Below are 24816 nucleotides of genomic sequence, written 5' to 3' on the forward strand. Positions count from 1 at the left end.
AGAGCGGTGACTGACTTGCCAGGTCGGGAAAACGACCCCAACGAGAACCCGTTCGCCATGTTCGGCGACCCTGAGCAGATCGCGGCGGCCATGCGCCAGTTCGCGGACATGCTCTCCGCGCCATCGGGCTCCGGCCCGGTCAACTGGGACATGGCGAAGAACATCGCGCGTCACGTGGTCGTCGCCGAGGGCGATCCGAGCGTCATGGAGGGCGAGCGGCGCCAGATCGTCGACGCCCTCAACCTCGCCGACCTGTGGCTCAACGAGGTCACGGCGCTGCCGGGCGGTACGGGCAGCCCGCAGGCGTGGAGCCGGTCGGAGTGGATCGAGAAGACCGTCCCGGTCTGGCGGCAGCTCTGCGACCCGATCGCCGCGCGCATGGTGGAGACCATGAGCGGCACGCTCGGCGCCGCCGGTCTGCCTCCCGAGGCGCAGGCGATGGCCGGTCCGCTGATGGGCATGATGAAGCAGATGGGCGGCATGATGGTCGGCCAGCAGATCGGCCAGGCCATCGGCTCACTCGCCCGCGAGGTGGTCGGTTCCACCGACATCGGCCTGCCCCTGTCGAGTGACCCGGCGCTGCTGCCCGGCGGCGTCGCCGCGTTCAGCCAGGGTCTGGAGACGCCCGCCGAGGAGATCCGCCTGTACCTCGCGCTCCGCGAGGCGGCGCACCATCGGCTGTTCCAGCACGTCCCGTGGCTGCGCGCCCACCTGCTCGGTGCCGTGGAGGAGTACGCCCGGGGCATCACCGTCGACGTCTCCGCCCTGGAGGAGCAGCTCCGCGGCCTCGACATCAACAACCCCGAGCAGATCCAGCAGGCCCTGTCCGGCGGCAACCTCCTCAAGCCGGAGGAGACCGAGCGGCAGAAGGCCGCCCTGGCCCGGCTGGAGACCGTCCTGGCCCTGGTGGAGGGCTGGGTCGGCGCCGTCGTCGACCGCGCCGCCGAGGGCAAGCTGCCCTCTGCCGCCGCCCTGGCCGAGACCGTACGGCGCCGCCGGGCGACCGGCGGTCCGGCCGAGCAGACCTTCGCCACGCTCGTCGGGCTGGAGCTGCGGCCGCGCCGGCTGCGCGAGGCCGCGGCGCTGTGGCAGGCGCTGGAGGCCGCCCGCGGCGTCGACGGGCGCGACGCGGTCTGGGGCCACCCCGACCTGATGCCCACCGCCGACGACCTCGACAACCCCGGCGGTTTCGTCCACGGCGAGCCGGAGTTCGACCTGTCCGGCCTGGAGGCGTCCCTCAGGGAGGCCTCCGCCGGGGACGAGGGCCGCGCGGAGGGCCGGGAAGGCCGCGAGGGCGGCGGGAGCGACGAGGACGGCACGAACGGCGACGACCGGAAGGACGGCGGCGAGGGCGATCGCGCGTGAGCCGGCCGGGTGAGCGGGCCGGCGGGCTCGGCGAACCGGCCGGCGCTGTCGGCGCGGTCGGCGCTGCCGGCCCGGCGGCTCCGGCGGTTTCGACGGCGCCGGTCGGCGCGGGAGATCCCGGGAGCCTGCGGGCGGACGCGGCGGCCGTGCTGCGGGGCTGGACCGCCCCGACCGCGGAGGAGGAGCTCCTGCGCGAGGAGTTCCTGGAGCACCTGCGCGCCCACGAGGACGCGATGTGGCGCGAGTGCGTGCCGGGCCACCTGACGGCCACGACCGCGGTGCTGTCGCACGACGGCCTCCGGGTGCTGCTCACGCTGCACCCGAAGGCGGGGATGTGGCTGCCCATGGGGGGCCACTGCGAGCGCGGCGACGCGACGCTCGCGGCGGTGGCGCTGCGGGAGGCGACCGAGGAGTCCGGCATCCCGGGCCTGCGGCTGCTTCCCGGCCCGCTCGCCCTCGACCGGCACCGGGTCTGGTGCCACCCGCCCCACAGCCACCACCTGGACGTGGAGTACGGCGCGGTCGCCCCGGCGGACGTCGAGGCGGTGATCAGCGAGGAGTCGCTCGACCTTCGCTGGTTCCCGATCGAGGAGATCCCCGAGTTGTCGGACGAGGCGACCCGGCGGCTGGCGCGCCGGGCCCGCGAGGTTCTCCGCGCCGGATAGCCGGGTGTTTTATGCTCGTCTCACACCCCCCTGACTACCGTCTTGGTCCATTGGCGTGACGAGCGAATCGGGGCAGTGTGAGCGCGAGAACGACGGCCGGCGGAGACGTGGGCGGCGCGATCGTGACGCCCACCCGCCGGCGCCGGCGCGTCCCCGAGGCCCTCGCCTGGGCGGCGGTCGTGCCGTTCACCGCCTGGGCCGTGGCCAGGGTGGCCGGGCTGGAGCGCGGGTCGCTGGCCACGCAGCTCATGACCGGTACGCCGTACGTCGCGGCCGGGTCGCTGGTGCCCCTTCTGCTGACGGCGCTGTCCCGCAGGCGCGCGGCCACGGCGGTGGCGCTGGCCGCCACCGCGGCGCTGGGCCTCAGCGTGCTGCCGCGGGCGGTCGGCTCGGCGCAGGCGGCCTCCGGGCCGGCGCTGCGGGTGCTGACCCTCAACATGCTCTTCGGCAAGGCCGACGCGGGCGCCGTGGTCGACCTGGTCCGGCGGCTGAGACCCGACGTGCTGAGCACCCAGGAGCTGACCCCCGAGCTGGCCGGGAAGCTGGACGCGGCCGGGTTGAAGGAGCTCATGCCGTACCGGGTCCTGGAGACGGAGTGGAGCGCCCGGGGCAGCGGCCTGTACGCCCGGAACCCGATGACCCAGCTGGACGACCTGTTCCGCCCGGTCGGGCACAACATGCCGGCCGCGCTGATCACCGTGCCGGGCGCCAAGCCCGTCGAGTTCGTCGACGTCCACCCCTACCCGCCGCTGGGCGCCCAGGTCCACGAGTGGTCGCAGGCCCTCGCGGGCCTTCCCCCGGCCGTCCCCGACAGGATCCGCGTCCTGGCCGGCGACTTCAACGCCAGCCTCGACCACGCGGCCCTGCGCGGGCTGCTGGGCCGGGGCTACGCGGACGCGGCCGACCGGGCCGGCGCGGGGCTCATCCCCACCTGGCCGGCCAACAAGCGCGTCCCGCCGATCATCACCATCGACCACGTCATGGTGGACGAGCGGGTGGGCGTGAACGCGGTGAGCGTCCACACCGTCCCCGGTACCGACCACCGGGCCGTCTTCGCCGACCTGCGCCTGCCGCCGTCCTGACGGCGTTCCCGTCCGGCGCTCAGGCCGACAGCAGCGCCCGCGTGTTGTCCCAGCCCTCCAGGCCGGGGTCCAGCCGCGCGACGTCGCCCGGGGTGCGCAGACGGTGCCAGCCGGGGCCGGTGGCGACCGTCCGGGGGCCGGGAGCCGAGGCGCGCAACGCCCGGACCGGGTCGGGATCGTCGAAGCCCACGCCGGCCCAGGCGGGATAGGGCAGGTGGGCGGCTATCGCCACGGCGCCGCCGCCCACGGCCGGGCAGACCGCGATCCGGGCACGGCCGAGCCGGCGGAAGAGCTTGCCGACCAGCAGGCCGGGCAGGTCCGGTGCGTCACCGCTCAGCAGCACCGCCTGCTCGCCGTACGGCAGGGCACGCTCGCCGTACGGCGGGGCGCCGGGGGCGGGCGACGGGGCCCGCTCTCCGCGCGGCGAAGCCGCGGAGGCGGACGGCGGGGTCTCGGAAACGGACGACAGGGCCTCGAAGGCGGCGCGGACCAGGGCGGGGCCCGACAGGTCGGGGATCTCCACGACGGGTGTCCCCGGCCAGACGATCTCCTCCATGCCCGGAACACTGGTGATCAGGACGGGCGAGACGAAGTCGAGCGCGGCGGCGAGCTCGTAGGTGTCCTCGGCCGCGGCCCGCAGGAACTCCCCGGCGTCCACCCCGGGCGGCGCCGCGTCCGCGATCGAGGGCGTGACGAGGACCGCCACCGTGCGCCGCGGTGGCTCCGGCTCCCGGGGCGTCTCCTCCCGGGTCTCCTGTGACGTCACCACTCCTCCGTGGGGCTGTTGGCCGCCATGGAGAAACCCTCCAGGAACCCTCTGGCTCGTTCGGCCCTCGGGTAGTGCTCCACCAGCGCCCAGAACCGGGGGCCGTGGCTGGGCACGAGCAGGTGCACGAGCTCATGGATGATCACGTAGTCGACCACCCAGGACGGCATGCCGCGCAGTCGCGTGGAGATCCTGATGGTGCCGTTGTCGGGGGTGCACGAGCCCCAGCGGTGCTGCTGGTTGTCCACCCAGCGCACGCTCGACGGGGTGGCCCGGCCGTCGAGGTAACGGACCGACAGGTCACAGGCCCGTTCCATCAGATCGTCGTCGGAGGGCCGCCGCCGCTGCTCCTTTGCCGCCAGCCGGTCGAGCATCCGCCGTACCCATTGCTCCTCGTCGTTGCTGCTCAATCCGGCGGGCAACAGCACGATCGTTTTCTCGCCGTCACGGTACGCGGAAACCGTCCGCCGACGACGAGAACTTCGACGGACCTCGACTGTCTCGGGGGGCACATATGAACGGTAGCCGAGAAAGATGAATTAACACCAGAGGGCGAGTGACGTTCCTGCTGGTCAATCCGTGTTCGTTGATTGTTCGGCGATGCCGGGAGGTTATGGCGGCGCCTTATCGAATTAACCTGGATAACACCTGTCTCAGGAGTCGCCGAATCGCGCGGGCCGGCGTTCTCGCTGCGCCGCCAGACCTTCGCGCATGTCATCGGAGACCATGGTGACCGGCTGGGCGAGGGATTCCCAGCGCAGCGCCGCGTCGAGGTCGGCGTGCCCGCCGCCCGCGAGCGCGACCTTGGTGAGCCTGGTGGCGGCGGGCGCGTTGGCGGCGGTCCTGCGGGCGATCTCGAACACCTCCCCCAGCAGGGACGTGCCGGGGAAGGCCCTGGTGACCAGCCCGGCCGCGGCCGCCTCGGCACCCGTCATGGTCCGCCCGGTCAGCAGCAGCTCCCGGGCCACGCCCACGCCGGCGACCCGGGGGAGCAGGTAGGTCGCGGCCATCCCGGGGTGCAGGCCGAGCGAGGTGAAGGGGGCGAGCAGCTTGGCCTCCTCGGAGGCGTAGACCAGGTCGCAGGCCAGGGCGAGGCACAGCCCCGCCCCGACGGCGGCGCCGTTGACCGCGGCGATGGTCGGCACCTCCAGGTCGGCGATCGACAGCCAGGTCCGGTAGAAGTCCAGCATCCGGTCGCGCAGGCCGGTCACCCCCTCGGCCGCGCGTTCGGCGAGCCAGGACAGGTCTCCCCCCGAGCAGAAGGCGCTCCCCGCGCCGGTGACCACCACGCACCGCACCTCGCGGTCCCGCCGCAGGGCCGCGACGGCCCGGCGCCACTCCTCGGTCATCCCGTCGGTCATCGGGTTGCGCCGTTCGGGGCGGTTGAGGGTGAGGACCGCGACTCCGCCGTCGCGCCGGTCGATCAGGAGCTCGTTCATGCGGGGAGCGTAGTGCACGCCGTCCGGGCGCCGGGGGCGCCGGGAACCCCGTGGGTGACCGGCGGTGACCGGCGGTGACCAGCGGAGATCGGCGGGTCGGCGGGAGATCGGGAAGGGGTGGAGGGCCGCAGGGGCGACGGGTTTTCCACAGGTCGCCGACCACGGGACCGGTTGTCCACAGGCCGGGGGAAACACGGACGGGATCTTCCGCTCGCGTGGCACGCTTCCGGCACGTCGCCGTGCGGCCGTGAGGACACGGTGACGTCCCTGCCGGTGCGGCGTCCGCGGGCGCGACGTCTTCGGGACGCACACCGCGTCTCCGGAGGCACACCGCCGATACGGCGTCGTTCCACGGGCGGCCCGGGGAGGCGTCGCGGCAGGGTGGCCGTCCCCTCGTGCCGGAAGGAGACCCCGTTGTCCCCGTCGAGATCGCCGGAAGCGCCCATCCCGATGCGACCGCGGCTGAAGCCCGCGTTGCGCCGGGTCGCCCGTGACGAACGCACGCTGCAGTTCGGCCTGCATCCCCGGCACGCCGTGGTGCTGGCCGACCTGGAGCCGGAGGTCCGCCGCTGGCTGGAGGGCCTGGACGGTGTGCGCGACCTCCCCGGGGTGCTGGCGGACGCGGCCGACGCCGGGATCGGCGAGGAGGGCGGCCGGGCACTGCTCGGCATGCTGGCCGGCCGGGGCCTGGTGGACGACGCGGCGGCCGGCCCCGGCCCGCTGCGCGCGCTTCCGCTCGCCGAGCGGGACCGGCTCCAGCCGGACCTGGAGATGCTGTCCCTGTCCCCCGGCGTCACGGACGGCGGCGTGGGCGCGCTGACGCGCAGGCGCGAGGCCCTGGTGCGCGTCCACGGCGCCGGCCGGGTGGGGGTGCAGGTGGCCGCGCTGCTCGCCGCCTCGGGCGTCGGTAACGTCTGCGTCGTCGATCCCGGGCCGGTACGGCCGTGCGACGTCGTGCCCGGCGGGCTGACCTGGGCGCAGGTGGGGATGAGCAGGCAGGACGGCGCGGTCGCCGTGGTCACGGCCCTGGCGCCGGGGGTGAACGCCTGGACCGGCGAGCGCGCGGCCCGGCTCGCCGACGGCGCCAGGCCGCCCGATCTGGTGGTGCTCGCCCCGGTGGGGCCGCTCGATGTCCTGCTGGTGCGGGACCTCCTCGACCGGCGGGTCCCCCACCTGCTGGTGACCGCCTTCGAGGGGTTCGGTTCGGTCGGCCCCATGGTGCTGCCTGGACGAAGCACCTGTCTGCAGTGCCTAGATTTGACGAGACGCGACCGTGATCCCGGCTGGCCGGTCGTCAGTGCCCGCCTGGGTGGCTTCCCCGCGGGCGAGATCGCCTGCGGCACCGTGCTGTCGGCACTGGTGGCGGCCACCGCGGCAGGTCAGGCGCTTGCCCTGCTCGACGACCGTGAGCCTATTGTGACCAACAGCACATTAGATGTATTGCCTGATTGGAGATGGAAGCAGCGATCCTGGAGTGTTCATCCTCAATGTCGTTGCTTCCGAAACGACTTTGGTTCACCAACAATGGTCGCGTCGGCTACCTGCCGCTGATAGACACCACACCGAAGGGAGGGAGCGGCGTCTCGCTGTACGGGGACCGGCCGCGAAGCCAAGGTGAGTGACCTTCCGCGCCGCGCCGTCGCGCGCTCCGCCAAACTGGCGTCCCTTCCGATCGGTTTCGCCGGGCGCACCGCTCTCGGCCTGGGAAAACGGATCGGGGGCAAGCCCGCGGAGATCGTCTCCCAGGAGATCCAGCAACGCACCGCCGAGCAGATCTTCAAGGTTCTGGGAGAGCTCAAGGGCGGGGCGATGAAGCTGGGCCAGGCCCTGTCCATCTTCGAGGCCGCACTGCCCCAGGAGATCGCCGGGCCCTATCGCGCGACCCTGACCAGGCTCCAGGACGCCGCTCCGCCGCTTCCGGCGGCGACCGTGCACAAGGTCCTCGTCGAGCAGCTCGGGGACGACTGGCGGGACAACTTCCTGTCGTTCGAGGACAGGCCGGCCGCGGCCGCCTCGATCGGGCAGGTGCACAAGGCGGTCTGGCACGACGGCCGGACGGTCGCGGTCAAGATCCAGTATCCGGGCGCCGGCAAGGCGCTGCTCTCCGACTTCGCCCAGCTCGCCCGGCTGGGAAAGCTCTTCGGCGCGCTGCTGCCCGGGCTCGACGTCAAGAGCGTGCTCACCGAGCTGCGCGAGCGGGTCGCCGAGGAGCTGGACTACCTCAACGAGGCCCAGGCCCAGCACGCCTTCGCCCTGGAGTTCAGGGACGACCCCGACTTCGTGATCCCAGACGTCATCGCCGCCAACGAACAGGTGCTGGTCTCGGAGTGGGTGGACGGCACGCCCCTGTCGCGGATCATCACCGACGGCACCAAGGAGGAGCGTGACCGCGCCGGGCTCCTGCTGGTCCGGTTCCTGTTCTGCTCCCCCGCGCGGGTGGGCATGCTCCACGCCGACCCGCACCCGGGAAACTTCCGGATCACCGGCGACGGACGGCTGTGCGCCCTCGACTTCGGCGCGGTCAACCGGCTGCCGCAGGGTTACCCGCCCGCCTTCGGGCAGCTCACCCGCATCTTCAACAGCGGCGACATGGACAGCGTGGTGCGGGGACTGCGGGACGAGGGTTTCATCCTCCCCCACATCGAGATCGAGCCCGAGGCCCTGCGGGCGTTCCTCGCCCCCTACGTCGAGCCGACCACGGTCGAGGAGTTCACCTTCAGCCGCGAATGGCTTCAGGAGCAGGCCGCGACGGTCACCGACCTGCGGCCGGGCAACGTCACGCGCCAGCTGAACCTGCCGCCCTCCTACGTGCTCATCCACCGTGTCCACGCGGCCGGGATCGGCGTGCTCTGCCAGCTCGGCACCACCGCCCGTTTCCGTGACGAGGTGGTCCGCTGGGTTCCCGGTTTCGACGAGGACGACCCCTGGGAGCAGGCCGCCGCGGGCTGAGACACCGCGAACGGGAGCAGGCCGCACCGGGTTCTGGGACACCGCGGATCGGAGCACCGGGGGCGGGAACACCAGGACTGCGGCGGCACGGGGAGACACCGCCTACCGCGATGCCGCGGTGAGCCGCCGCAGGAGGGGGCGGGAGACGAGGAAGGGGCCCGCCGTGGCGGGCCCCTGTGGCTCATCTCGTGTGCGGCCGCGTGGCCGTCCGGCCCCCGTGCGTACGGCCGCGTGACCGTCCGGCCCCTGTGTGCCCGACCGGATGGCCGTCCGGTCTCACGGGCCGAGTGTCCTTCACGAAGCCGGGTGGCCGGTCGCCCGTCCGGTGGACGGCCGGCCATCCCGTCTCTTCGATCAGCCCAGGCGTAGCAGCGCCCGATGGAGACGCGAGGTGGCGCGCTCGGCGTCACGGCGCGCGCGCTGGAGGCGCAGGACGCCGATGGCCAGGCGCTGCTCCTCGGCCTCGCGGTGAAGGGTTCGTATTCGGTCCCTGACCAGTTCTTCTTGCATAGAGGAGACGGCCTGGCCCTGGGTGGTGAAGTAGGTCATCGGAAGTGATCCTTTCGGAAGGTTCTGGGTTCTCGGTCGATCAGTTCTCGGTCTACCGGGTCTCGGTCTACCGGGGTTCGGTCTACCGGGGTTCGGTCTACCGGGGTTCGGTCTACCGGGGTTCGGTCTGCCGGGTCTCGGTCAGGCGGCGAGGGGGGTCTTGCGAGGACGCCCGCGAGGACGCTTCCTCGGAACGATGACTCCCCGCAGGATGAGCTCGCCGCCCCACACGCCCCACGGCTCCTCGCGCTCGAGCGCGCGGGCCAGGCAGGCCTGCCGGATGGGGCAGCCTCCGCAGAGCGCCTTGGCGAACTCCACATCCTCAGGAGACTCGGCGAACCAGAGGTCCGGGTCGGTACGACAGGGGATTTCGGCTTCGTCGATCAGGTCCATGATCGTCTGGGCCCCCATCTTGTTCACCTCTCTGTATGGGTGTTGATCTTTGGTTACCTCTGGGTGGGGGTCAGGAATGACGCGGACAAACAAGAAGGCCGCGGATCCTGATTGCGGATCCGCGGCCTGGAGGCTTTTTACCCCGGTCAGGTGATGACCGGAGGTTTCCTCCAGGGATGCGGACCACGCAGTCCACCGATTCGGACGTGCTTGGTCGGGGCGTAGCTGCCGCCCGCGAGAGCCGGAGCGCCCGCGAGAGCCGGAGCGCTCACGAAAGCCGGAGCGCCTGCGACGCCGGCCGCCACCTCGGCGGCGGCAGCGGCGAACAGACGACCGGTCTGGGTCTGGGCAGACTTCTCCTGCCGACGCCGGGAGAACAGATCAGCCGCGAGGATGGCCCGGCCGCCACAAGGCAGGACGGTGTCACCGCAGGCGAAAGCGAGCCCGGTCTGGGGCAGCATCATCATGTTGATCTTCACAGCGGACTCACCTCCGTTAACGGATCGTCGGGCTATGACACCCGACTTGCTTGACCATGACCCTAAACCCGCCCCCGGGGGGCGGGCAACATATTTTCTACCTGCAGTTTCGTAACTAACTGACTCGGATCATGGCCTCCTGGACCACCGACACGGCCAGTTCCCCGGAACGGGTGAACATCTCGCCCCGGGCCAGTCCCCGCGCGCCCCCGGACCACGGGGACTCCTGGGCGTACAGCATCCAGTCGTCGACGCGGAAGGGCCGGTGGAACCACATCGCGTGGTCGAGCGACGCGCCGGAGATGTTGGAGGCCCCCCAGGCCAGCCCGTGGGTCAGCAGGACCGTGTCCACGAGGGTGAAGTCGGAGGTGTAGGCGGCGAGCACGACGTGCAGCAGCGGGTCGTCGGGAAGCTCGGCGTCGTAGCGGAACCACACGTTCGTGTTCGAGCCGCGCAGCTCGGGGTCGCGGTGTGCCTCCCAGGTCAGGGGGGTGACGTAGCGCAGGTCCACCGGGCGCGGCCTGGCCAGCCAGTCCCGGTAGGGGGAGTCCTCCGCGACGAGCTGGCGCATCCGGTCCTGGAACGAGGGCAGCTCCTCCGGCGCCGTCACCGCCGGCATGACGGCGGCCTGGTGCTCGACGCCGGACTCCATGATCTGGAAGGAGGCGGACAGGGTGAAGATCGCCTTGCCGTGCTGGATGGCCACGACCCGGCGGGTGGTGAAGGACCGGCCGTCGCGGACCCGCTCGACGTTGTAGACGATCGGGACCGCCGGGTCGCCCGGCCGGATGAAGTAGGCGTGCAGCGAATGGACGTAGCGGTCCGCCGGGAGCGTCCGTCCCGCGGCCACCAGGGCCTGCGCGGCCACCTGGCCGCCGAACACCCGCTGGATGCGCTCCTCCGGGCTGCGGCCCCGGAAGATGTCGAGCTCGATCTGCTCCAGATCGAGCAGGTCCAGCAGCTCCTTGAGCGCCTCGTTCACAGGTCCTCCGTCTGGTTTCCGGCAGCGCGGCACAGGCGGAGCACCGCCTCGCCGTACCGGTCAAGTTTGACGCGTCCGATTCCCGGTATCGCCATCAGGTCCCGTTCGGACAGGGGTGCCCGTTCCGCGATGGCCTGCAGGGTGACGTCGGTGAAGACCACGTACGTCGGGACCTTGGCCTCCTTGGCGGCGCCCGCGCGCCAGGACCGCAGGGCCTCCAGGAGCCCCTCGTCGTAGTCGGCGGGACAGGTGGCGCACCGGCCGAGCTTCTGCTCGGCCGCGGCCATCAGGGTCTTGGCGCAGACCCGGCAGCTCACCGGCGCGGCGACCGTACGGCGTTCACGGCGTTCGCGGTGCTCCCCGCGTCCGCCGTCCCCGCCGCGCCCGCCGCGTTCCGGTGACGGGACGCGGGCGGCGGCCCGGCCCATGAGACCGTCGAGGAACCGGGACGGCCTGCGCGAGCGGCGTCCCCCGGGCGAGCGCGCCAGCGCCCACGACACGCCCAGGTGGACGCGGGCCCGGGTGATGCCGACGTACAGCAGGCGGCGCTCCTCCTCGATCTGCTCGGGCGTCTCCGCGTAGACGATCGGCAGCATCCCGTCGGTGACGCCGGCCAGGAAGACCGCGTCCCACTCCAGGCCCTTGGCGGCGTGCAGCGAGGCGAGCGTCACCCCCTCGACCGCGGGCGCGTGCTGCTCGGCGGCCCGCCGCTCCAGCTCCGCCACGAAGCCCGGCAGGTCGGCGCCGCCCGTGGCGAGCTCCTCGGCGAGGTCGGCCAGCGCCTTCAGCGACTCCCACTTCTCCCGCGCCCTGCCCCCGCCCGGGGGCTGGGCGGTGAGGCCGATCCCGGACAGGACGCCGTGGGCGGTGGAGACCAGGTCGTCGCCGGCCGAGGCGGAGCGGGCCGCTCCGCGCAGCAGCACGACCGCCTGCCGTACCTCGGGGCGCTCGAAGAACCGGTCGGCGCCGCGCAGCAGGTAGGGGATGCCGGCCTCGGTGAACGCCTGCTCGTAGACCTCCGACTGGGCGTTTACGCGGAACAGCACGGCGATCTCGCGGCTCGGCACGCCGCTCCGGATGAGCCCGGCGGCGGCCCTGGCGACCCCCTGGGCCTCGGCGACCTCGTCGTCGTACTCGGTGAAGACGGGTTCGGGGCCGTCGGGGCGCTGGGCGACCAGGGTCATCTTGTGGGGGGTCCGGGCCCGGTCGAGCACCCGGTTGGCCAGCGAGACGACCTGGGGGGTGGAGCGGTAGTCGCGGACCAGCCTGATCAGGGCGGTGTCGGGGTGCTCCACCGGGAAGTTGGTGAGGTAGCGGGGGGTCGCGCCGGTGAACGAGTAGATCGTCTGGTTGGGGTCGCCCACCACGCACAGGTCGTCGCGCCCGCCGAGCCAGGTGTCGAGCAGCAGCTTCTGCAGGGGGTTGACGTCCTGGTACTCGTCGACGACGAAGTAGCGGTACTGCCGGCGGATCTCGGCGGCCACCTCGCGGTGCTCGGTCATCACCGCGGCCGTGAGCTCCAGGATGGTCTCGAAGTCGACCAGGTGCCGCTCCCGGCGGAGCCGCTCGTAGGCGTCGTAGAGCCGGAAGACCTCCTCGGCCGGGATCGGCGGGGTGCGGCCCGCCTTGGCCGCGGCCTGGGCGTAGTCCTCGGGGCCGATCTGGGTGGCCTTGGCCCACTCGATCTCGGAGGCGACGTCGCGCAGCTCCGAGCGGTCGAGGTTCCTGCGGAGGGAGCGGCCGGCGTCGGCCAGCAGCGGCAGCTTCGACTCGATCACGCTGGGCGGGTCGCCGCCGATGACGCGCGGCCAGAAGTAGGTGAGCTGGCGCAGCGCGGCGGCGTGGAAGGTCCGGGCCTGCACGCCCGGCGTGCCCAGCCGCCGCAGGCGCTGCCGGAGCTCCCCGGCCGCGCGTGTGGTGAACGTCACCGCCAGCACGCTCTGCGCCTCGACCACCCCGCTGCGCACGGCGTACGCGATGCGATGGGTGATGGCCCTCGTCTTGCCGGTCCCGGCCCCCGCCAGCACGCAGACCGGCCCGCGCACGGCCTCGGCCACCGCGCGCTGCTCGGGGTCCAGGCCCGCCAGGACGTCATCGAGGTCCACGTCGAGCTCCACGAACGCCCCCACAGACTGTCGAACGGGTCGGACGAAAACATCTTCCCAGCCGGTGCCCACGACCCGGTAAGCCCGAGTCCGTGCCGCGGCCAACCTATGTCGCCTCCCAAGATGCATAAACCACTGCCTTTCCTCCACAATGTGAGCGAAGTGGACTTCGGGGAAGGACGAGACTCGTGCGAGCAGCGGTGACGGTGAGTGCGCTGGCCCTGGCGGCGTTGGCGTCCGGGCCCGCGATGGCGCACGCCTCCTCCATGTCCCTGGCCGTCCACGTGTCCGCGGCGTCGCCGGCCGCGCCCGTCGCGGCGGGATCCGCGTCCGCCGCGACGGCGAAGGGCGATCCGACCCCGACCCCCACCCCGACCCCGACGCCCTCCTCCACCTCCTCGGCGCCCGCCACCGGCGACTCCGACCCGCTGACCGGAGGCACCGTCGTCGACACGGTCGCGTACGGCCGGCACACCCTGCAGCGGATGGACGTCTGGTACCAGCCCGACGAGCTCAAGCGGCCGGGCGTCTTCCTGATCCACGGCGGCTGGTGGTCGAGCGGCGACAAGAAGCAGATGTCGGAGATCGCCCGGAGCTACGCCGAGCTGGGCTACACGGTCTTCAACCTCAACTACCGCCTCTCCGGCAACGCGGCCTGGCCCGCGCCCCGCGCCGACACCTTCGACGCCATCGCCACCGCGCGCAAGCACGCGGCCCTGTGGTCCTTCGACCCGAACAACTACGTGGTGGTCGGGTTCTCCGCCGGGGGCCACCTGGCCACCGCCGTCGGCACCTACGGCGAGCGGAGGCTGCCGGGGCTGCGCGGCGTGGTCGGCGTCTCCCCCGTGATCTCGCCGATCACGGCCTACAACGACGGCGCCGACACCACCGACGGCTACCGGCTCAAGCTGCGCGAGTCCACCATCCGCCTCGCCGGGGGCTGCGAGCCCGTCGAGTGCCCGAAGGTCTGGAACAGCATGGAGGTGCCGCTGCACGCGAGCCGCGGCGACGCCCCCACGCTGACGCTGCACTCGGAGGAGGAGTTCGTGCCGGTCCAGCACAGCCTCCGGCTCCAGGAGCGCCTGAAGCGGTTCGGGGTGCCGATGACGGTGCTGACCCAGCCGGGCGCCGACCACAGCTCGCCGATGTACCGGCAGCCCGGGGTGGCCGAGACGGTGCAGGAGTGGATCGCGACCCGGCTCCGCTGACGGCCCCGGCCGCCTCCCGGGAAGGAGCCGGGGACCAGGCGGGCAGGCTCCGCGAAACCGGGTGATCAGGCTTCGGAAACCGGGCGGGCGGACTCCGCGAAACCCGGCGGGCAGGCTCCGGAAACCGGGTCGGCGGACTCCGGAAACCGGGCGGGAAGATGAACGGCCTTCGCTTTGTTGCCATGAGCGCGAACATCACATGAGGGGATGATCAAGACATGGCGCTCACCGTTTACACGACCACCTGGTGCGGTCCCTGCCGGCGGCTGAAGACCCAGCTCACCCGCGAGGGCATCGCCTACCGGGAGGTCGACATCGAGCGGAACCCCGAGGCCGCGGAGTTCGTCATGAGCGTCAACAACGGCAACCAGACCGTGCCGACCGTCGTCTTCGAGGACGGCACCGCGGTGACCAACCCCTCGGTGATCGAGGTCAAGGCCCGGCTGCAGGCCGCGGCCGTCGTCGGCGAGTAGCCGCCGCACCGGCGGGGACACGGCGGTCCCGGCGGGGGGCGGGTCCTCCCCCCGCCGCGATCACCGCTCCCCGGACGGCGGAACCCGGCGGGGCGGCGGCGCGGATCACCAGTCTCCGGACAGCGGCTCGCCGTACCAGGTCTCGATCAGCCTCCGGGCGATCGACAGCCCGGACGGCAGCCGCACCTCGCCGCTCTCCAGCGCGGCCAGCAGCTCCGCGCGGCCGAACCAGCGCGCCTCGACGATCTCCTCCTGGTCGAGGACGAGTTCGGTGGAGGTCGCCCGCGCGAAGAAGCCCATCATCAGGCTGCGCGGGAACGGCCACGGCTGGCTGCCGAGGTAGCGGGCGCCGGTGACGCTCACGCCGACCTCCTCGGCCACCTCGCGGGCCACCGCGTGCTCCAGCGACTCGCCCGGCTCCACGAACCCGGCCAGCACCGACATCCGGCCCTCGGGCCACTGCGGGCCCCTGGCCAGCAGGCAGCGGTCCTGTTCGTCGTGGACCAGCATGATCACCGCGGGATCGACCCGGGGGAAGTGCTGGCCGCCGTCGCGAGGGCAGACGCGGACGTGCCCGCCCGACCGCACCTCCGTACGGCTGCCGCAGCGCGGGCAGAACTCGTGGGTGGAGTGCCAGGCCTCCAGCGCGACCGCGTAGACCAGCAGCCCGGCGTCCAGGTCCCCGAGCAGCGAGCCGACCTGGCGGAGCCCCGCGGCGACGACCTGCCCGTCCGGGACGGCGGAGGCGGCGACCGGGGAGACGATCCGTCCGTGCGAGGCGCCCAGGGCCGGTTCCGGGAGCGGCGCGGAGACCGCGAAGTAGGCGACGCCCCCGGCGTCCACGCCGAGGAGGTAGCGCTCGCCCGCGGGCGCGTCCGCCGGAGCCGAGAAGACCAGCGAGAACTCCTCACCCGACCGCCTGGCCAGGGCGTTGCCGTCGTCGACGACCACGACCCGGGTGGCGGGATCGGCCCACGCCTTCTCCAGCCACGCGGCGTCGCCCCGGAGCGCCGCCGAGCGGTCGACGGCGCTGCGCGCGAGGAGCAGCGGCCCCAGTAGTCCGTCCTGTGCTGTGATGTCCACGATCTCCACGCCGTTCGCCTCCCAAGCCGACTGGTCATCCTACGCCGCGCCTCCGGGTTTCCCCCGCCGCGGCTCCGGGACCGGCCCAGGGGACTGGCATCCTCATCTCAGGCCGGACATGTACCGTGTTTACGCCGAGACGCCAGCGCGATGATCTCCAGCCGGTTAGGATGCACCTAGTTAGGTTAGCCTTACCTGCCATTCGGGGGCCCTGCATTGCGCCTGTACCTCACCGCGCTCAAGCCGACCGACTCGGTCACGGACGGGTTCCTCCCCGCGGCACGCGCGCTGGCCTGCGACGTCACGATCCTGACCGACCGCCCCGAGCAGTACGCGGCCTCCGGGGCCGAGGTGCTGCGATGCGACGTCCGCGACGCCCGCGCGGTGATCGACCTCATCGCCCACCACCGCGCACCCGACGCGATCTTCTCCAACTCCGACCACATCCAGGCGGAGACCGCCCTCGCCGCCGCGTACTTCGGCCTGCCCGGCAAGGACTGGCGGGCCTGCCTCGCCGCCAAGAACAAGGCGCTCACCCGGCGGCGGCTGGCCGAGGCCGGGATCGAGACCGTCCGCTCGGTACGGCTGGCACCGGACGACCCGGTCCCTCCCGACCCGCCGTTCCCCGCGGTCGTCAAGCCGCGCGAGGGCGTGGCCAGCGAGGACGTCGTGCTGGTGGCCGACGCGGGCGAGCTCGCCGCGGCCGTGCGGGCGATCCGCGACCGGCGGCCGGGCGAGGCGCTGGTGGTGGAGGAGTATCTCGACGGGCCGCTGCACACGCTGGAGACCCTCGGGGACGGCACGGACCCGCGGGTGCTCGGCGGCTTCCGCACCACGCTGGGCCCGCCGCCGCACTTCGTGGAGGAGCGGCTCGACTGGGCGGACCCGCCCGGAAGGGAGCACGTGCTGCGGGCCCTCGCCGCACTGGGCGTGGGCTTCGGGGCCTGCCACACCGAGTACGCGATGACCCCGGCCGGGCCGCGGATCATCGAGGTCAACTACCGGGTCATCGGCGACCACTGCGACTTCCTCCTCGCGGACCTGCTGGGCGTCCCGCTGTTCGAGCGCGTCCTCGCCGTCCACCTGGGCGAACGGGCCGGCGCCGGACCGGGGGCTCCCACGGGAGCGACCCCGGACGGTCACGCGGGGACGGAGGGGACCGGACGGGGTCCGGGACCGGGAACCCCCGCGGACGGCGACGGCCTCGCGGGCCTTCCCGGCCGGCCCGCCGGGCACGGGACCGTACTGAGCCTGGTGGCCGGCCGCCCGGGGACCGTGACGGCGGCCCCCGGCGCGGTGGACCCCGCCCCCGGTGACCGGGTGCGGCTCTGGCACCGGCCGCTGCGCGCCGTCGGCGACCGGATCGAACCGTCCAACACCAACCGCGACTACCTGGGCATCGTCCGCGCCATCGGCCCCGACCGGGCGAGCGTGGACGACGCCCTCGCGGCCTTCACCGCCACCGAACGATGGGAGGTCGCATGAGCCACGCGAACGGCGGGCGCGGCACGGACGGCAGGCGCCCCGCGAACGGCGGGCGTCGTGTGAGCGGCGGGCGCCCCGTGAGCGGTGCGCGCCCGGTGAAAGGGGGGCACGGCATGGACGGCGAGCACCGGACGGGCGGGGCCGGCGGGCGGGAGCCGTACCTGGCGGCCCGGGTCCTGAACGCGCTGCTGCGCGAGGACTACGGCGGCCTGGCCGGGCGGGTCACGCGGAGCAGGGACGGCGTCGTGCTTCTGCTGCCCACCGGCCGGCAGGTACGGCTGACGGCGGGGTCGCCGTTCCAGGACTTCGTGGTCGCCCCGCAGGAGGCGCTGCGCCTGGCGGAGGTCCTGCACGCGCTGCGGGAGGTCTCCGCACCCGCTGACGCCGCCGGGGTGGAGGCGTTCGCCCGGGAGTGCCGGGAGGCGCTGCGCGCCCTGGAACTCCACGACGCCCACCGCGAGGAGGTGCTGGCCCGCCTCGCGCACCGCACCCCGGCGGACCGGCGGACCGGCGGCGGTTCCGGCGGGCGGCTTCCGGACGCTCCCGGCCCCGGTCCCGGTCCCGAGGCCGGGGCCGGGGCCGGGCCCCGCGGTGGAACCGGAGCCGGAGCCGGAGCCCGGGCCGGGACCGGAGCCGGGAACGGTCCCGAGGCCGACGCCGGGCGGCTCGACGCGGTGCGCTACGAGGCGCTGGCCGCCTTCGTGGACCACCCGGTGTACCCGACGGCGCGCTGCCGGACCGGGCTGACCGACGAGGAGCTGGTGGCGTACGCGCCGGAGTTCGCGCCCGTCTTCGAGCTGCGCTGGGCGGCCGTGCCCCGGGAACGGGTCACCGGGGCGGCCCTGCCGTGCGCGCCGGAGTTCCCCGCGGTCGGGCTGCCCGGTGAGCTCGCCGGGACGCACGTGCTGTTCCCGGTCCACCCGCTGACCGCCCACGCGGTCGAGGAGATCCCGTGGGCGGTCCTGGCGCCGGAGCCGTACCTCGAGGTCCGGCCGACGCTCTCGACGCGCACGGTCGCGCTCGACCGGCGCACGCACCTGAAGCTGCCGCTGACCATCAGCACGCTGGGGCTGCGCAACCGGCGGTCGATCAAGCCGGAGACGCTGGCCGACGGGGCGCGGGGCGAGCTGCTGCTGCGCGGCATGCCCGACCCGCGGGTGCTGCTGGCCGACGAGCAGACCTACGCCCACGCCGGGCACGAGTACCTCGGCTGGATGTTCCGCCGCCACCCGACCGGGGAGATCGTCCCGGTGGCCGCGCTGCCCGCTCCCCTGCCGGGCGGCGGGCTGGTCGCCGAGGAGCTCGCCGGGCGGTGGTACCGGGGGGACATGGCGGAGATGCTCCAGGACTACCTGCGGCTGCTGTTCTCCTACAACGTGCGGCTCTTCGTCCGGTACGGCACCGCGCTGGAGGCCCACCAGCAGAACCTGTCGCTGGTGTTCGGCGACGGCCCGGCCAGGCTGCTGGTCAAGGACTACGACGGCCTGCTGACCTCCCCGGGGCGGCTGCGGGCGGCCGGGATCGAGGTGCCGGACTTCGCCGACGAGCGGATGCTGACCGACGATCCGCACGCCCTCGCCGACGTGTTCGTGACCATCACCCTGCACCTGGCCGCGACCGCGGTGACGTCCGTGGTGCTGCCGCCGCCGCAGGCGTTCCGGCTGGTCCGCGATGCCCTGGCCGAGGCGCTGGACGGGCACGGTTACGACCCCATGGCGCGGCTGCTGCGGGCCAGGACCCTCGACGCCGCCCGGCTGGTCGGCAAGTCGATGGTCACCGCCGGGACCCTGGTGGACAAGGCCCGCACCGGGGCACGCGACGTGAACAAGTTCTACGGCACCAGCGGCCCCAACTACCTGCGCCAGCTCCCCGCCGGGCCCCCGGCCCCCCGCGACGGCTCCGCCCGCGGCGCGGCCGGGAGAAGGGCGTCCTGTTGACCGGCCTCGCGCTCGACTCCCCGGCCGCCGCCGCCGAGGAGGCGTCGCTGGCCGCGCTGCTGCGCTGCTGCGTCCGGGAGGTGGCCGGGCCCCGCGGGCTGGTGTGGCACGCCGAGCCGTACGTGCTGCTGCGGGTGGCGGGCATCCTGCTGCGGGCCCGGGTGTACGGCGGGCTGGCGCTGCGGTTCGACGGACCGCCGGAGTGGCTGGAGGACGGCCGCTGGCGGCCTCTGTCGGTTGACCTGCTCGTCCGGCTCGTCGAACGGGAGCTGGGCGAGGCCGCGGACGCGGCGAACGAGGAGTTCGCGACCCAGGTGGGGGCGAGCCGGGAGGCCATGGCGGCGCTGGTCGCCGCCCGCCGGGACGTCCCGCCCCCGGCCGACCCGTGGCTCGCCTCGGAGCAGGGGCTGGTCTTCGGCCACCCGTTCCACCCCAGCCCGAAGGCGCGCGGCGACGCCGGCTGGCTGCGGCACGCCCCGGAGGCGCACGCGAGCTTCCCGCTGCGGCTGCTCGGGGTGCGCGACGACGTGCTGGCCGAGGCGGGCGACACCGGCCCGCTCGACGGGCTGGGCGCCGCGCCGCCGGGCTACACCCTCCTGCCGGCGCATCCGTGGCAGCTCGACCTGCTCGCCGCGGAGCTGGCCGCCCCGCTGGCCGACGGGAGGCTGGCGGACCTGGGAAGCGCCTCCCGGGCGTCGGTCCCCACCTCGTCGGTCCGCACGGTCTACGAGCCGGGGATCGACCGCTGCCTGAAGTTCAGCCTGGACGTGCGGATCACCAACTGCGTCCGGAAGAACTCCTGGTACGAGCTGGCGGGCGCGGTCGAACTGACCCGGCGCCTCGCGCCGGTGTTCGCCGGGCTGGCCGAGCGGTTCCCGGGCACCCGGTGGCTGCCCGAGCCCGGCTACCGCTCCGCCGCCCTGGGCACCCGTCTCCTGGAGGGGCTGAGCGTGATCGTCCGGGCGAGCCCGTGGTCGGTCTGCCCGCCGGGGGTGACCCCGCTGCTGAGCGGCACGCTGGCCGCCACCGGTGACCGGCCCGCCGACCCCGCGCGGTGGTGGCGGGCCTACGTGGAACGCGTCGCGCCGCCGGTGCTCGACGCCTACCTGACCCACGGCGTGGTGCTGGAGGCCCACCTGCAGAACGTGCTCGTCGGCGTGGACGCGGCCGGGCTGCCGGTGGAGGCCGTCTTCCGCGACCTGGAGGGCGCCAAGCTCGTCGCCGGCCGGCACGACCTCGCCGGGCTGCCGGACGAGGTCGCCGCGGCGCTCACCTACGACGAGGAGGGGGGCTGGAACCGGGTGGTCTACTGCCTGATGGTCAACCACCTGCCGGAGATCGCCGCCCGGCTGGCCGGTCCCGACCCCGGCGCGGCACGGGAGCTGTGGGCGGTGGCCGGGGAGGTGCTGGCCGGGTACGCCGGGTCGCGCGGACGGCCGCGCCGGCTGTCGGACCTGCTGGCGGGCGCCCCGCTGCCCGCCAAGGCCAACCTCTCGGTCCGGTGGGCCCGCGCCGCCGACCGCCGCGCCGGGTACGTGCCGGTCGCCAACCCGCTGGCGATGATCTCGTGACGGCCGTCGTCCCGCCGTACGGCCCGGCGCCCGCCGATCCGGATCCGGGCGGTGCGGGAGCGACCCCGGAACCGGGCCGTGGCACCCCGCCGTACGGCCTGGCGCCCGCGGACCTGCCCGCCTACGTCTACGACCTCGCCGCGCTCGACGGGCACGCCGCCGCGGTGCGGGCCACGCTGCCGGGCATCGAGCTGTACTACGCGGTCAAGGCCAACCCCGACCCCGAGCTGCTGCGGGTGCTGGCCCGGCACGTGGACGGCTTCGAGGTCTCCTCGGCGGGTGAGCTGGCGCACGTGCGGGGGCTGCTGCCCGATGTCCCGACGGCCCTCGGCGGGCCGGGCAAGACCGAGGCGGAGCTGACCGCGGACGTCACCCGGCTGCACGTGGAGAGCCCCGGTGAGCTGCGGCGGCTCCTGGCCTCGGGCCGCCGTGCCGACGTGCTGCTGCGGGTCAACCTCGACGTGCCGGTGGGCGGGGCGTCGCTCGCCATGGGAGGCGGCGCGACGCCGTTCGGCATGGACCCCGCCGACGTCGCCCGGTGCGCGGCGGCGCTGGAGGGGCAGGACAGGGTACGGCTGCGCGGCGTCCACGCCCACCTGGCCAGCGGGCTCGCCGCCGCCGAACTGCTGCGGCTGGCCGGGGCCGTGCTGGAGTACGCCCGCGCGCTCGGGGTGACGGAGGTCAACCTCGGCGGCGGCATGGCGGTGTCCTACGCCGACCCGGACGACCGGTTCGACTGGCGCTCCTACGGCGAGGGCCTGGCGCGGCTGCGCCGTCCGGGCGAGGTGCTGCGGATCGAGCCGGGGCGGTCCCTGACCGCCTACTGCGGGCGGTACGTGACGCGGGTGCTCGACGTCAAGCGGGTCCACGGCGAGCTGTTCGCCGTGGTCGCCGGGGGCACCCACCACCTGCGCACGCCCGCCGCCAAGGGGCACTCCCAGCCGATGGCCCCGCTGCCGCCGGGCGGGCCGGTCACGATCGCCGGGCAGTTGTGCACGCCCAAGGACGTCCTCGCCCGCCGGGCGCCGGTCGCGCTGGCCCCCGGCGACGTCGTGGAGTTCACCATGGCCGGCGCCTACGCCTGGAACATCTCCCACCACGGCTTCCTGATGCACCCGCCGCCGTCGTTCCGCTACCTGGGGCGGCCGTCGGCCTGAGACGGAAGCGAGCGGGAATCCGGCACGGCGGTCCGAGACGGAAGCGGACGGGAATCCGGCACGGCGATCTGGGGCGGCAGCGGACGGGAGTGCAGCACGTCGAGCCGGGAGACCGCGCGGGTGAGCGCCACGTAGAGCCGGTTGAGCCCGCGCTCCTCGGCCTCGGCGATGGCCGCGGGCTCGGCCACCACCACGTGGTCGTACTCCAACCCCTTGGCCATCGTCACGGGCACGACGGTCACCCGGGCCGGGCCGCCGCCGACGTCGGGCGCTGCGTCCCCATCGGTGTTCCCTTCGGCGTCGGCGGGCGCGGTGCCGGCGGATTCGGCGTTCCCCTCGGCGTCGGCGGTGACGGCCGAGGCCGAGACGCCGCCGTCCCGCAACGCCGCGGCCAGCGTCCCGGCGTCCGCGTCGGCGGCGATCACGCCGATGGAGCCCTCGTGTCGCAGGGCGTCGCGCACCGCCTCGACGACGGCGCTTCGCAGGTCCGGCGTCTGCCGCACGCGGAGGCGCCCGTCGGACCGGAAGGACCGCGTCGGCGGGACGTCGGCCTCCAGCGCGCCGAGCAGGCGGTTGGCGAGCTCGACGACGGCCGCCGGGACGCGGAAGCCGGTCGTCAGCGCGATCACCCGGGCCTCGGGCTTGCCGAGGTGGGCCAGGTGCTCCGGCCAGACGCGGGCGGCCCACGGCGTCGTGCCCTGGGCGAGGTCGCCCAGCACGGTGACCGAGCCGTACTCGCTCCTGCGGGCGACGGCCCGGCACTGCATCGCCGACAGGTCCTGCGCCTCGTCGACGATGACGTGGCCGTAGCCATCGGGCCGCTCCAGCAGGCCGGCGACCTCGTCGAGGAGGACGGCGTCGGCCGCGGACCAGCGGGCGCTCCGGAACGTGCGGGGCGGTCGCGTCCACAGGATCGCCGCCTGCTCCTCGGCGGTCAGGATCCCGTCGGCCGCCGCGGCCAGGGCCGCGGGGTCGCCGAGCAGCCCGGCCACCACCTCCTCCGGCCGGACGGCGGGCCACACCTCGTCGACGAAGGGCCGCACGGCCCGGGTCACCGTACGGGTCCAGGCGGTGCCGGTGGTCCGCCCGCGGGCCTCCGCCTGCCGCCGCACCGCGTCGACCACGCGTGACGTCACCCGCTCGCGCCCGACCCCGTACGGCGGCGACTCGCGCCGGGTGTCGTCCACGATCCGGCGGAACCCCTCCTCGGGGATCCGCCAGCGGTAGGACCCGTCGGGCACGGCGATCGGCCCGGTGGGCCTGCGCACCCGCCCGTACAGCGCCCGGCGCAGCACCTCGGCCATGCGGGCGTCATGCTTGACGCGCGCCGCGGCCTCACCGTCGCGGCCGGACACCGGGACCCGGGCCAGCAGCCGCTCCACGGTGGTCTGCTCGACGTCGACCTCGCCCAGCGCGGGCAGCACCGCGGAGATGTAGCCGAGGAACGCGCGGTTGGGGCCGAGCACCAGCACGCCCCCGCGCTCCAGCCGCCGCCGGTGGGCGTACAGCAGGTAGGCGGCGCGGTGCAGCCCGACGGCGGTCTTGCCGGTGCCGGGAGCGCCCTGGACGCAGATCGACTCGGCGAGGTCGGCGCGGACCAGGTCGTCCTGCTCCGGCTGGATGGTGGCGACGATGTCGCGCATCGGGCCGACGCGGGGACGCTCGATCTCGGCCGCCATGATGCGGCTCGCGGCCCCGAGCTCCTCGCCCCGGTCGAGACGTTCGTCCTCGAAGCCGGTCAGCGTGCCCTCCGCCCAGCCGAAGCGTCTCCGTACGGCGACGCCCCGCGGATCGCGGGCGCCGGCGCGGTAGAACGCCCGGGAGACGGGGGCCCGCCAGTCGATCACCAGCGGCGGCCCTCCGCCCTCGCCGGAGATGTGGCGCCGGCCGATGTGGTAGCGCCGGCCGCAGTGCTCCCCGGCGGCGGCGCCGGAGCCGAAGTCGAGGCGGCCGAAGAAGGGCGGCCCGCCGGTGTCCTCCTGGAGCTCCTTGACGAGGCTCTTCAGGTGGCGCCCGAGCCGTTCGGCGCTGTAGCGGTCGCCCGCGACGTGCTCGCCGACGACGACGTTGAACCGCGCGCCGTCGATCATCGCGCGCAACGCGGCCTCGCACCGCGCGACGTGGACCCGCTCCTCGTCCAGTTCCGTCATCGGCACTCCAATAAATTAACTCGGTTAAGATATTGACCAAGTTACACCTTGCTAGGCTGAGCGGGTGACAGGACTGCGGCACCTCAAGAAGCAGCGGACCCACGAGGCCGTCTCCGCGGCTGCGATCTCCCTGTTCCTGGAGCGTGGGTTCGACGCCGTCTCGGTCGCCGAGGTCGCGGCGGCGGCCGAGGTCTCCAAGCCGACCCTGTTCAAGTACTTCCCGACCAAGGAGGACCTCGTCCTCCACCGCATCACCGACCACCGGGGAGAGGCCGCGCGCGTGGTGCGGGGGCGCGGGCCGGACACGGACCCGCTGACCGCGCTGCACCGGCACTTCCTGGACGGGCTGGCCCGCCGCGACCCCGTCACCGGCCTGAACGACGACCCGGAGGTGCTCGCCTACCATCGCATGATCTTCTCCACCCCCAGCCTGGCGGCCAGGTTGATGCACCACATGACGGCCGACGAGGAGGCGCTCGCCGGCGCGCTCACCGAGACCCCCGCGGGTCCCGGGGGCGTCGGCGGCCCGGAGGGCGCGGAGGGACCCGACGGCTCCGGTGGTTCCGATGGTTCCGGTGGCTCCGGCTCCGGCTCCGGCTCCGGAGCCATGGACGACCTCGTCGCGCGTCTCGTCGCCGGTCAGGTATTGGCCGTCCAGCGGGTGCTGGCCCGCCGCAACTGGGCCGAACTGGTCGGCGGGCGGACGGCCTCGGAGGTCCACCCGGAGGCGGTGGCCGCCGCCGACCGCGCGTTCGCCCTGCTGCGCGACGGACTCGGCTCCTCCTGACGCGCCCGTCGCCGGGTTCGGTCTCCCGGCGTGCCCTCACCGAGCCGGCTTCCCCGGCGCGCCCGTCACCGGACTCGGCGGATCTCCCACCACGTGGCCCCGCAACCCGCCCGAGCGCCGATCCGCCGTTTTGAAGGTTTCGCCTCGCGAGGTCGCCGCCATCGTGGAAAAGTCTCAACCGGCCGTTCAAA

22 protein-coding genes are annotated in these 24816 nt (G+C 73.9%); 12 read left to right on the top strand and 10 right to left on the bottom strand.

Going from position 1 to position 24816, the window contains the following annotated elements:
- Positions 1-6 precede the first annotated feature (6 nt).
- The 3 genes from HDA43_RS23635 to HDA43_RS36490 all read left to right on the top strand — a co-directional run bounded on the left by HDA43_RS23635 (position 7) and on the right by HDA43_RS36490 (position 3112).
- Entirely contained in the window at positions 7-1365 is a 1359-nt protein-coding gene (locus HDA43_RS23635; RefSeq protein WP_312873503.1) for a zinc-dependent metalloprotease, read from the top strand.
- A gap of 125 nt (positions 1366-1490) precedes the next feature.
- Positions 1491-2030 (top strand): NUDIX hydrolase, encoded by a 540-nt coding sequence (locus HDA43_RS23640; protein WP_179826401.1) that lies wholly within the window; start codon positions 1491-1493, stop codon positions 2028-2030.
- A gap of 77 nt (positions 2031-2107) precedes the next feature.
- Positions 2108-3112 carry an endonuclease/exonuclease/phosphatase family protein gene (locus HDA43_RS36490; RefSeq protein ID WP_312873504.1) on the top strand — a complete coding sequence of 335 codons (1005 nt, stop codon included), beginning with the start codon at positions 2108-2110 and terminating at the stop codon, positions 3110-3112.
- Positions 3113-3131: 19 nt separating this feature from the next.
- On the opposite strand, the gene HDA43_RS23650 is transcribed toward HDA43_RS36490, so the two are convergent.
- The 3 genes from HDA43_RS23650 to HDA43_RS23660 form a co-directional block, all read right to left on the bottom strand.
- Positions 3132-3878 (bottom strand): hypothetical protein, encoded by a 747-nt coding sequence (locus HDA43_RS23650; protein ID WP_179825247.1) that lies wholly within the window; start codon positions 3876-3878, stop codon positions 3132-3134.
- Complete coding sequence (locus tag HDA43_RS23655) at positions 3875-4390, bottom strand: M48 metallopeptidase family protein (RefSeq protein WP_179825250.1); 516 nt, start codon at positions 4388-4390, stop codon at positions 3875-3877. Before HDA43_RS23655 ends, HDA43_RS23650 begins: the two co-directional genes overlap by 4 nt.
- A gap of 141 nt (positions 4391-4531) precedes the next feature.
- Positions 4532-5317 (bottom strand): enoyl-CoA hydratase/isomerase family protein, encoded by a 786-nt coding sequence (locus tag HDA43_RS23660; protein ID WP_179825252.1) that lies wholly within the window; start codon positions 5315-5317, stop codon positions 4532-4534.
- Positions 5318-5767: 450 nt separating this feature from the next.
- On the opposite strand from HDA43_RS23660, the gene HDA43_RS23665 reads away from it, so the two are divergent.
- Both HDA43_RS23665 and HDA43_RS23670 read left to right on the top strand, forming a co-directional pair.
- Complete coding sequence (locus tag HDA43_RS23665; protein ID WP_179825254.1) at positions 5768-6868, top strand: ThiF family adenylyltransferase; 1101 nt, start codon at positions 5768-5770, stop codon at positions 6866-6868.
- 63 nt (positions 6869-6931) lie between these two features.
- Positions 6932-8266, top strand: a complete 1335-nt coding sequence (locus tag HDA43_RS23670; RefSeq protein WP_179825256.1) for an ABC1 kinase family protein — start codon at positions 6932-6934, stop codon at positions 8264-8266.
- Positions 8267-8620: 354 nt separating this feature from the next.
- Here HDA43_RS23670 and HDA43_RS23675 read toward each other — a convergent pair whose 3' ends face one another.
- From HDA43_RS23675 to HDA43_RS23695, 5 genes are all read right to left on the bottom strand, one after another.
- Positions 8621-8815: a hypothetical protein gene (locus HDA43_RS23675; RefSeq protein WP_179825259.1), complete on the bottom strand. Its 195-nt coding sequence runs from the start codon at positions 8813-8815 to the stop codon at positions 8621-8623.
- A 141-nt stretch (positions 8816-8956) separates the two neighbouring features.
- Positions 8957-9226: a WhiB family transcriptional regulator gene (locus HDA43_RS23680; protein ID WP_179826406.1), complete on the bottom strand. Its 270-nt coding sequence runs from the start codon at positions 9224-9226 to the stop codon at positions 8957-8959.
- Between the two features lie 128 nt (positions 9227-9354).
- Complete coding sequence (locus HDA43_RS23685; RefSeq protein ID WP_179825261.1) at positions 9355-9687, bottom strand: hypothetical protein; 333 nt, start codon at positions 9685-9687, stop codon at positions 9355-9357.
- A 115-nt stretch (positions 9688-9802) separates the two neighbouring features.
- The gene (locus HDA43_RS23690) at positions 9803-10669 is read right to left on the bottom strand and encodes an acyl-CoA thioesterase (RefSeq protein ID WP_179825262.1); all 867 of its coding nucleotides are present in this window, start codon (positions 10667-10669) and stop codon (positions 9803-9805) included.
- Positions 10666-12774 carry an ATP-dependent DNA helicase UvrD2 gene (locus HDA43_RS23695; protein WP_312873556.1) on the bottom strand — a complete coding sequence of 703 codons (2109 nt, stop codon included), beginning with the start codon at positions 12772-12774 and terminating at the stop codon, positions 10666-10668. The genes HDA43_RS23690 and HDA43_RS23695 overlap by 4 nt, the downstream gene beginning before the upstream one ends.
- Positions 12775-12962: 188 nt before the next feature.
- On the opposite strand from HDA43_RS23695, the gene HDA43_RS23700 reads away from it, so the two are divergent.
- A complete protein-coding gene (locus tag HDA43_RS23700) occupies positions 12963-13982 on the top strand; it encodes an alpha/beta hydrolase (protein ID WP_312873505.1) in 1020 nt (339 codons plus the stop codon).
- 218 nt (positions 13983-14200) lie between these two features.
- Positions 14201-14455 carry a mycoredoxin gene (locus HDA43_RS23705; RefSeq protein WP_179825264.1) on the top strand — a complete coding sequence of 85 codons (255 nt, stop codon included), beginning with the start codon at positions 14201-14203 and terminating at the stop codon, positions 14453-14455.
- A 105-nt stretch (positions 14456-14560) separates the two neighbouring features.
- Here HDA43_RS23705 and nudC read toward each other — a convergent pair whose 3' ends face one another.
- Complete coding sequence (gene nudC, locus HDA43_RS23710) at positions 14561-15538, bottom strand: NAD(+) diphosphatase (RefSeq protein ID WP_179826412.1); 978 nt, start codon at positions 15536-15538, stop codon at positions 14561-14563.
- Between the two features lie 216 nt (positions 15539-15754).
- Between nudC and HDA43_RS23715 the strand changes: the two genes are divergently transcribed.
- The 4 genes from HDA43_RS23715 (at position 15755) to HDA43_RS23730 (ending at position 21688) form a co-directional block, all read left to right on the top strand.
- Positions 15755-17023, top strand: coding sequence for an ATP-grasp domain-containing protein (locus HDA43_RS23715; RefSeq protein ID WP_179825265.1), 1269 nt, complete (start codon positions 15755-15757; stop codon positions 17021-17023).
- 113 nt (positions 17024-17136) lie between these two features.
- Positions 17137-18960 (top strand): IucA/IucC family protein, encoded by a 1824-nt coding sequence (locus HDA43_RS23720; RefSeq protein WP_281395464.1) that lies wholly within the window; start codon positions 17137-17139, stop codon positions 18958-18960.
- Complete coding sequence (locus HDA43_RS23725; protein WP_179825266.1) at positions 18957-20531, top strand: IucA/IucC family protein; 1575 nt, start codon at positions 18957-18959, stop codon at positions 20529-20531. Before HDA43_RS23720 ends, HDA43_RS23725 begins: the two co-directional genes overlap by 4 nt.
- Entirely contained in the window at positions 20528-21688 is a 1161-nt protein-coding gene (locus HDA43_RS23730) for an alanine racemase (RefSeq protein ID WP_312873506.1), read from the top strand. Before HDA43_RS23725 ends, HDA43_RS23730 begins: the two co-directional genes overlap by 4 nt.
- On the opposite strand, the gene HDA43_RS23735 is transcribed toward HDA43_RS23730, so the two are convergent.
- Positions 21664-23838 carry a HelD family protein gene (locus HDA43_RS23735; RefSeq protein ID WP_179825267.1) on the bottom strand — a complete coding sequence of 725 codons (2175 nt, stop codon included), beginning with the start codon at positions 23836-23838 and terminating at the stop codon, positions 21664-21666. The genes HDA43_RS23730 and HDA43_RS23735 overlap by 25 nt on opposite strands.
- Positions 23839-23902: 64 nt before the next feature.
- On the opposite strand from HDA43_RS23735, the gene HDA43_RS23740 reads away from it, so the two are divergent.
- Positions 23903-24625 carry a TetR family transcriptional regulator gene (locus tag HDA43_RS23740; protein WP_179825268.1) on the top strand — a complete coding sequence of 241 codons (723 nt, stop codon included), beginning with the start codon at positions 23903-23905 and terminating at the stop codon, positions 24623-24625.
- Positions 24626-24816 lie beyond the last annotated feature (191 nt).

Origin of the sequence: Streptosporangium sandarakinum (genome assembly GCF_013409935.1) — a bacterium.
Lineage (GTDB): Bacteria > Actinomycetota > Actinomycetes > Streptosporangiales > Streptosporangiaceae > Streptosporangium > Streptosporangium nondiastaticum.

What these genes read in the sequence shown, in the direction of transcription:
- HDA43_RS23660 (WP_179825252.1), bottom strand. Translation starts at nt 5,317, where the DNA reads ATGAACGAGCTCCTGATCGACCGGCGCGACGGCGGAGTCGCGGTCCTC.
- HDA43_RS23675 (WP_179825259.1), bottom strand. Translation starts at nt 8,815, where the DNA reads ATGACCTACTTCACCACCCAGGGCCAGGCCGTCTCCTCTATGCAAGAA.
- HDA43_RS23705 (WP_179825264.1), top strand. Translation starts at nt 14,201, where the DNA reads ATGGCGCTCACCGTTTACACGACCACCTGGTGCGGTCCCTGCCGGCGG.
- HDA43_RS23680 (WP_179826406.1), bottom strand. Translation starts at nt 9,226, where the DNA reads ATGGGGGCCCAGACGATCATGGACCTGATCGACGAAGCCGAAATCCCC.
- HDA43_RS23735 (WP_179825267.1), bottom strand. Translation starts at nt 23,838, where the DNA reads ATGACGGAACTGGACGAGGAGCGGGTCCACGTCGCGCGGTGCGAGGCC.
- HDA43_RS23665 (WP_179825254.1), top strand. Translation starts at nt 5,768, where the DNA reads ATGCGACCGCGGCTGAAGCCCGCGTTGCGCCGGGTCGCCCGTGACGAA.
- HDA43_RS23720 (WP_281395464.1), top strand. Translation starts at nt 17,137, where the DNA reads ATGGACGGCGAGCACCGGACGGGCGGGGCCGGCGGGCGGGAGCCGTAC.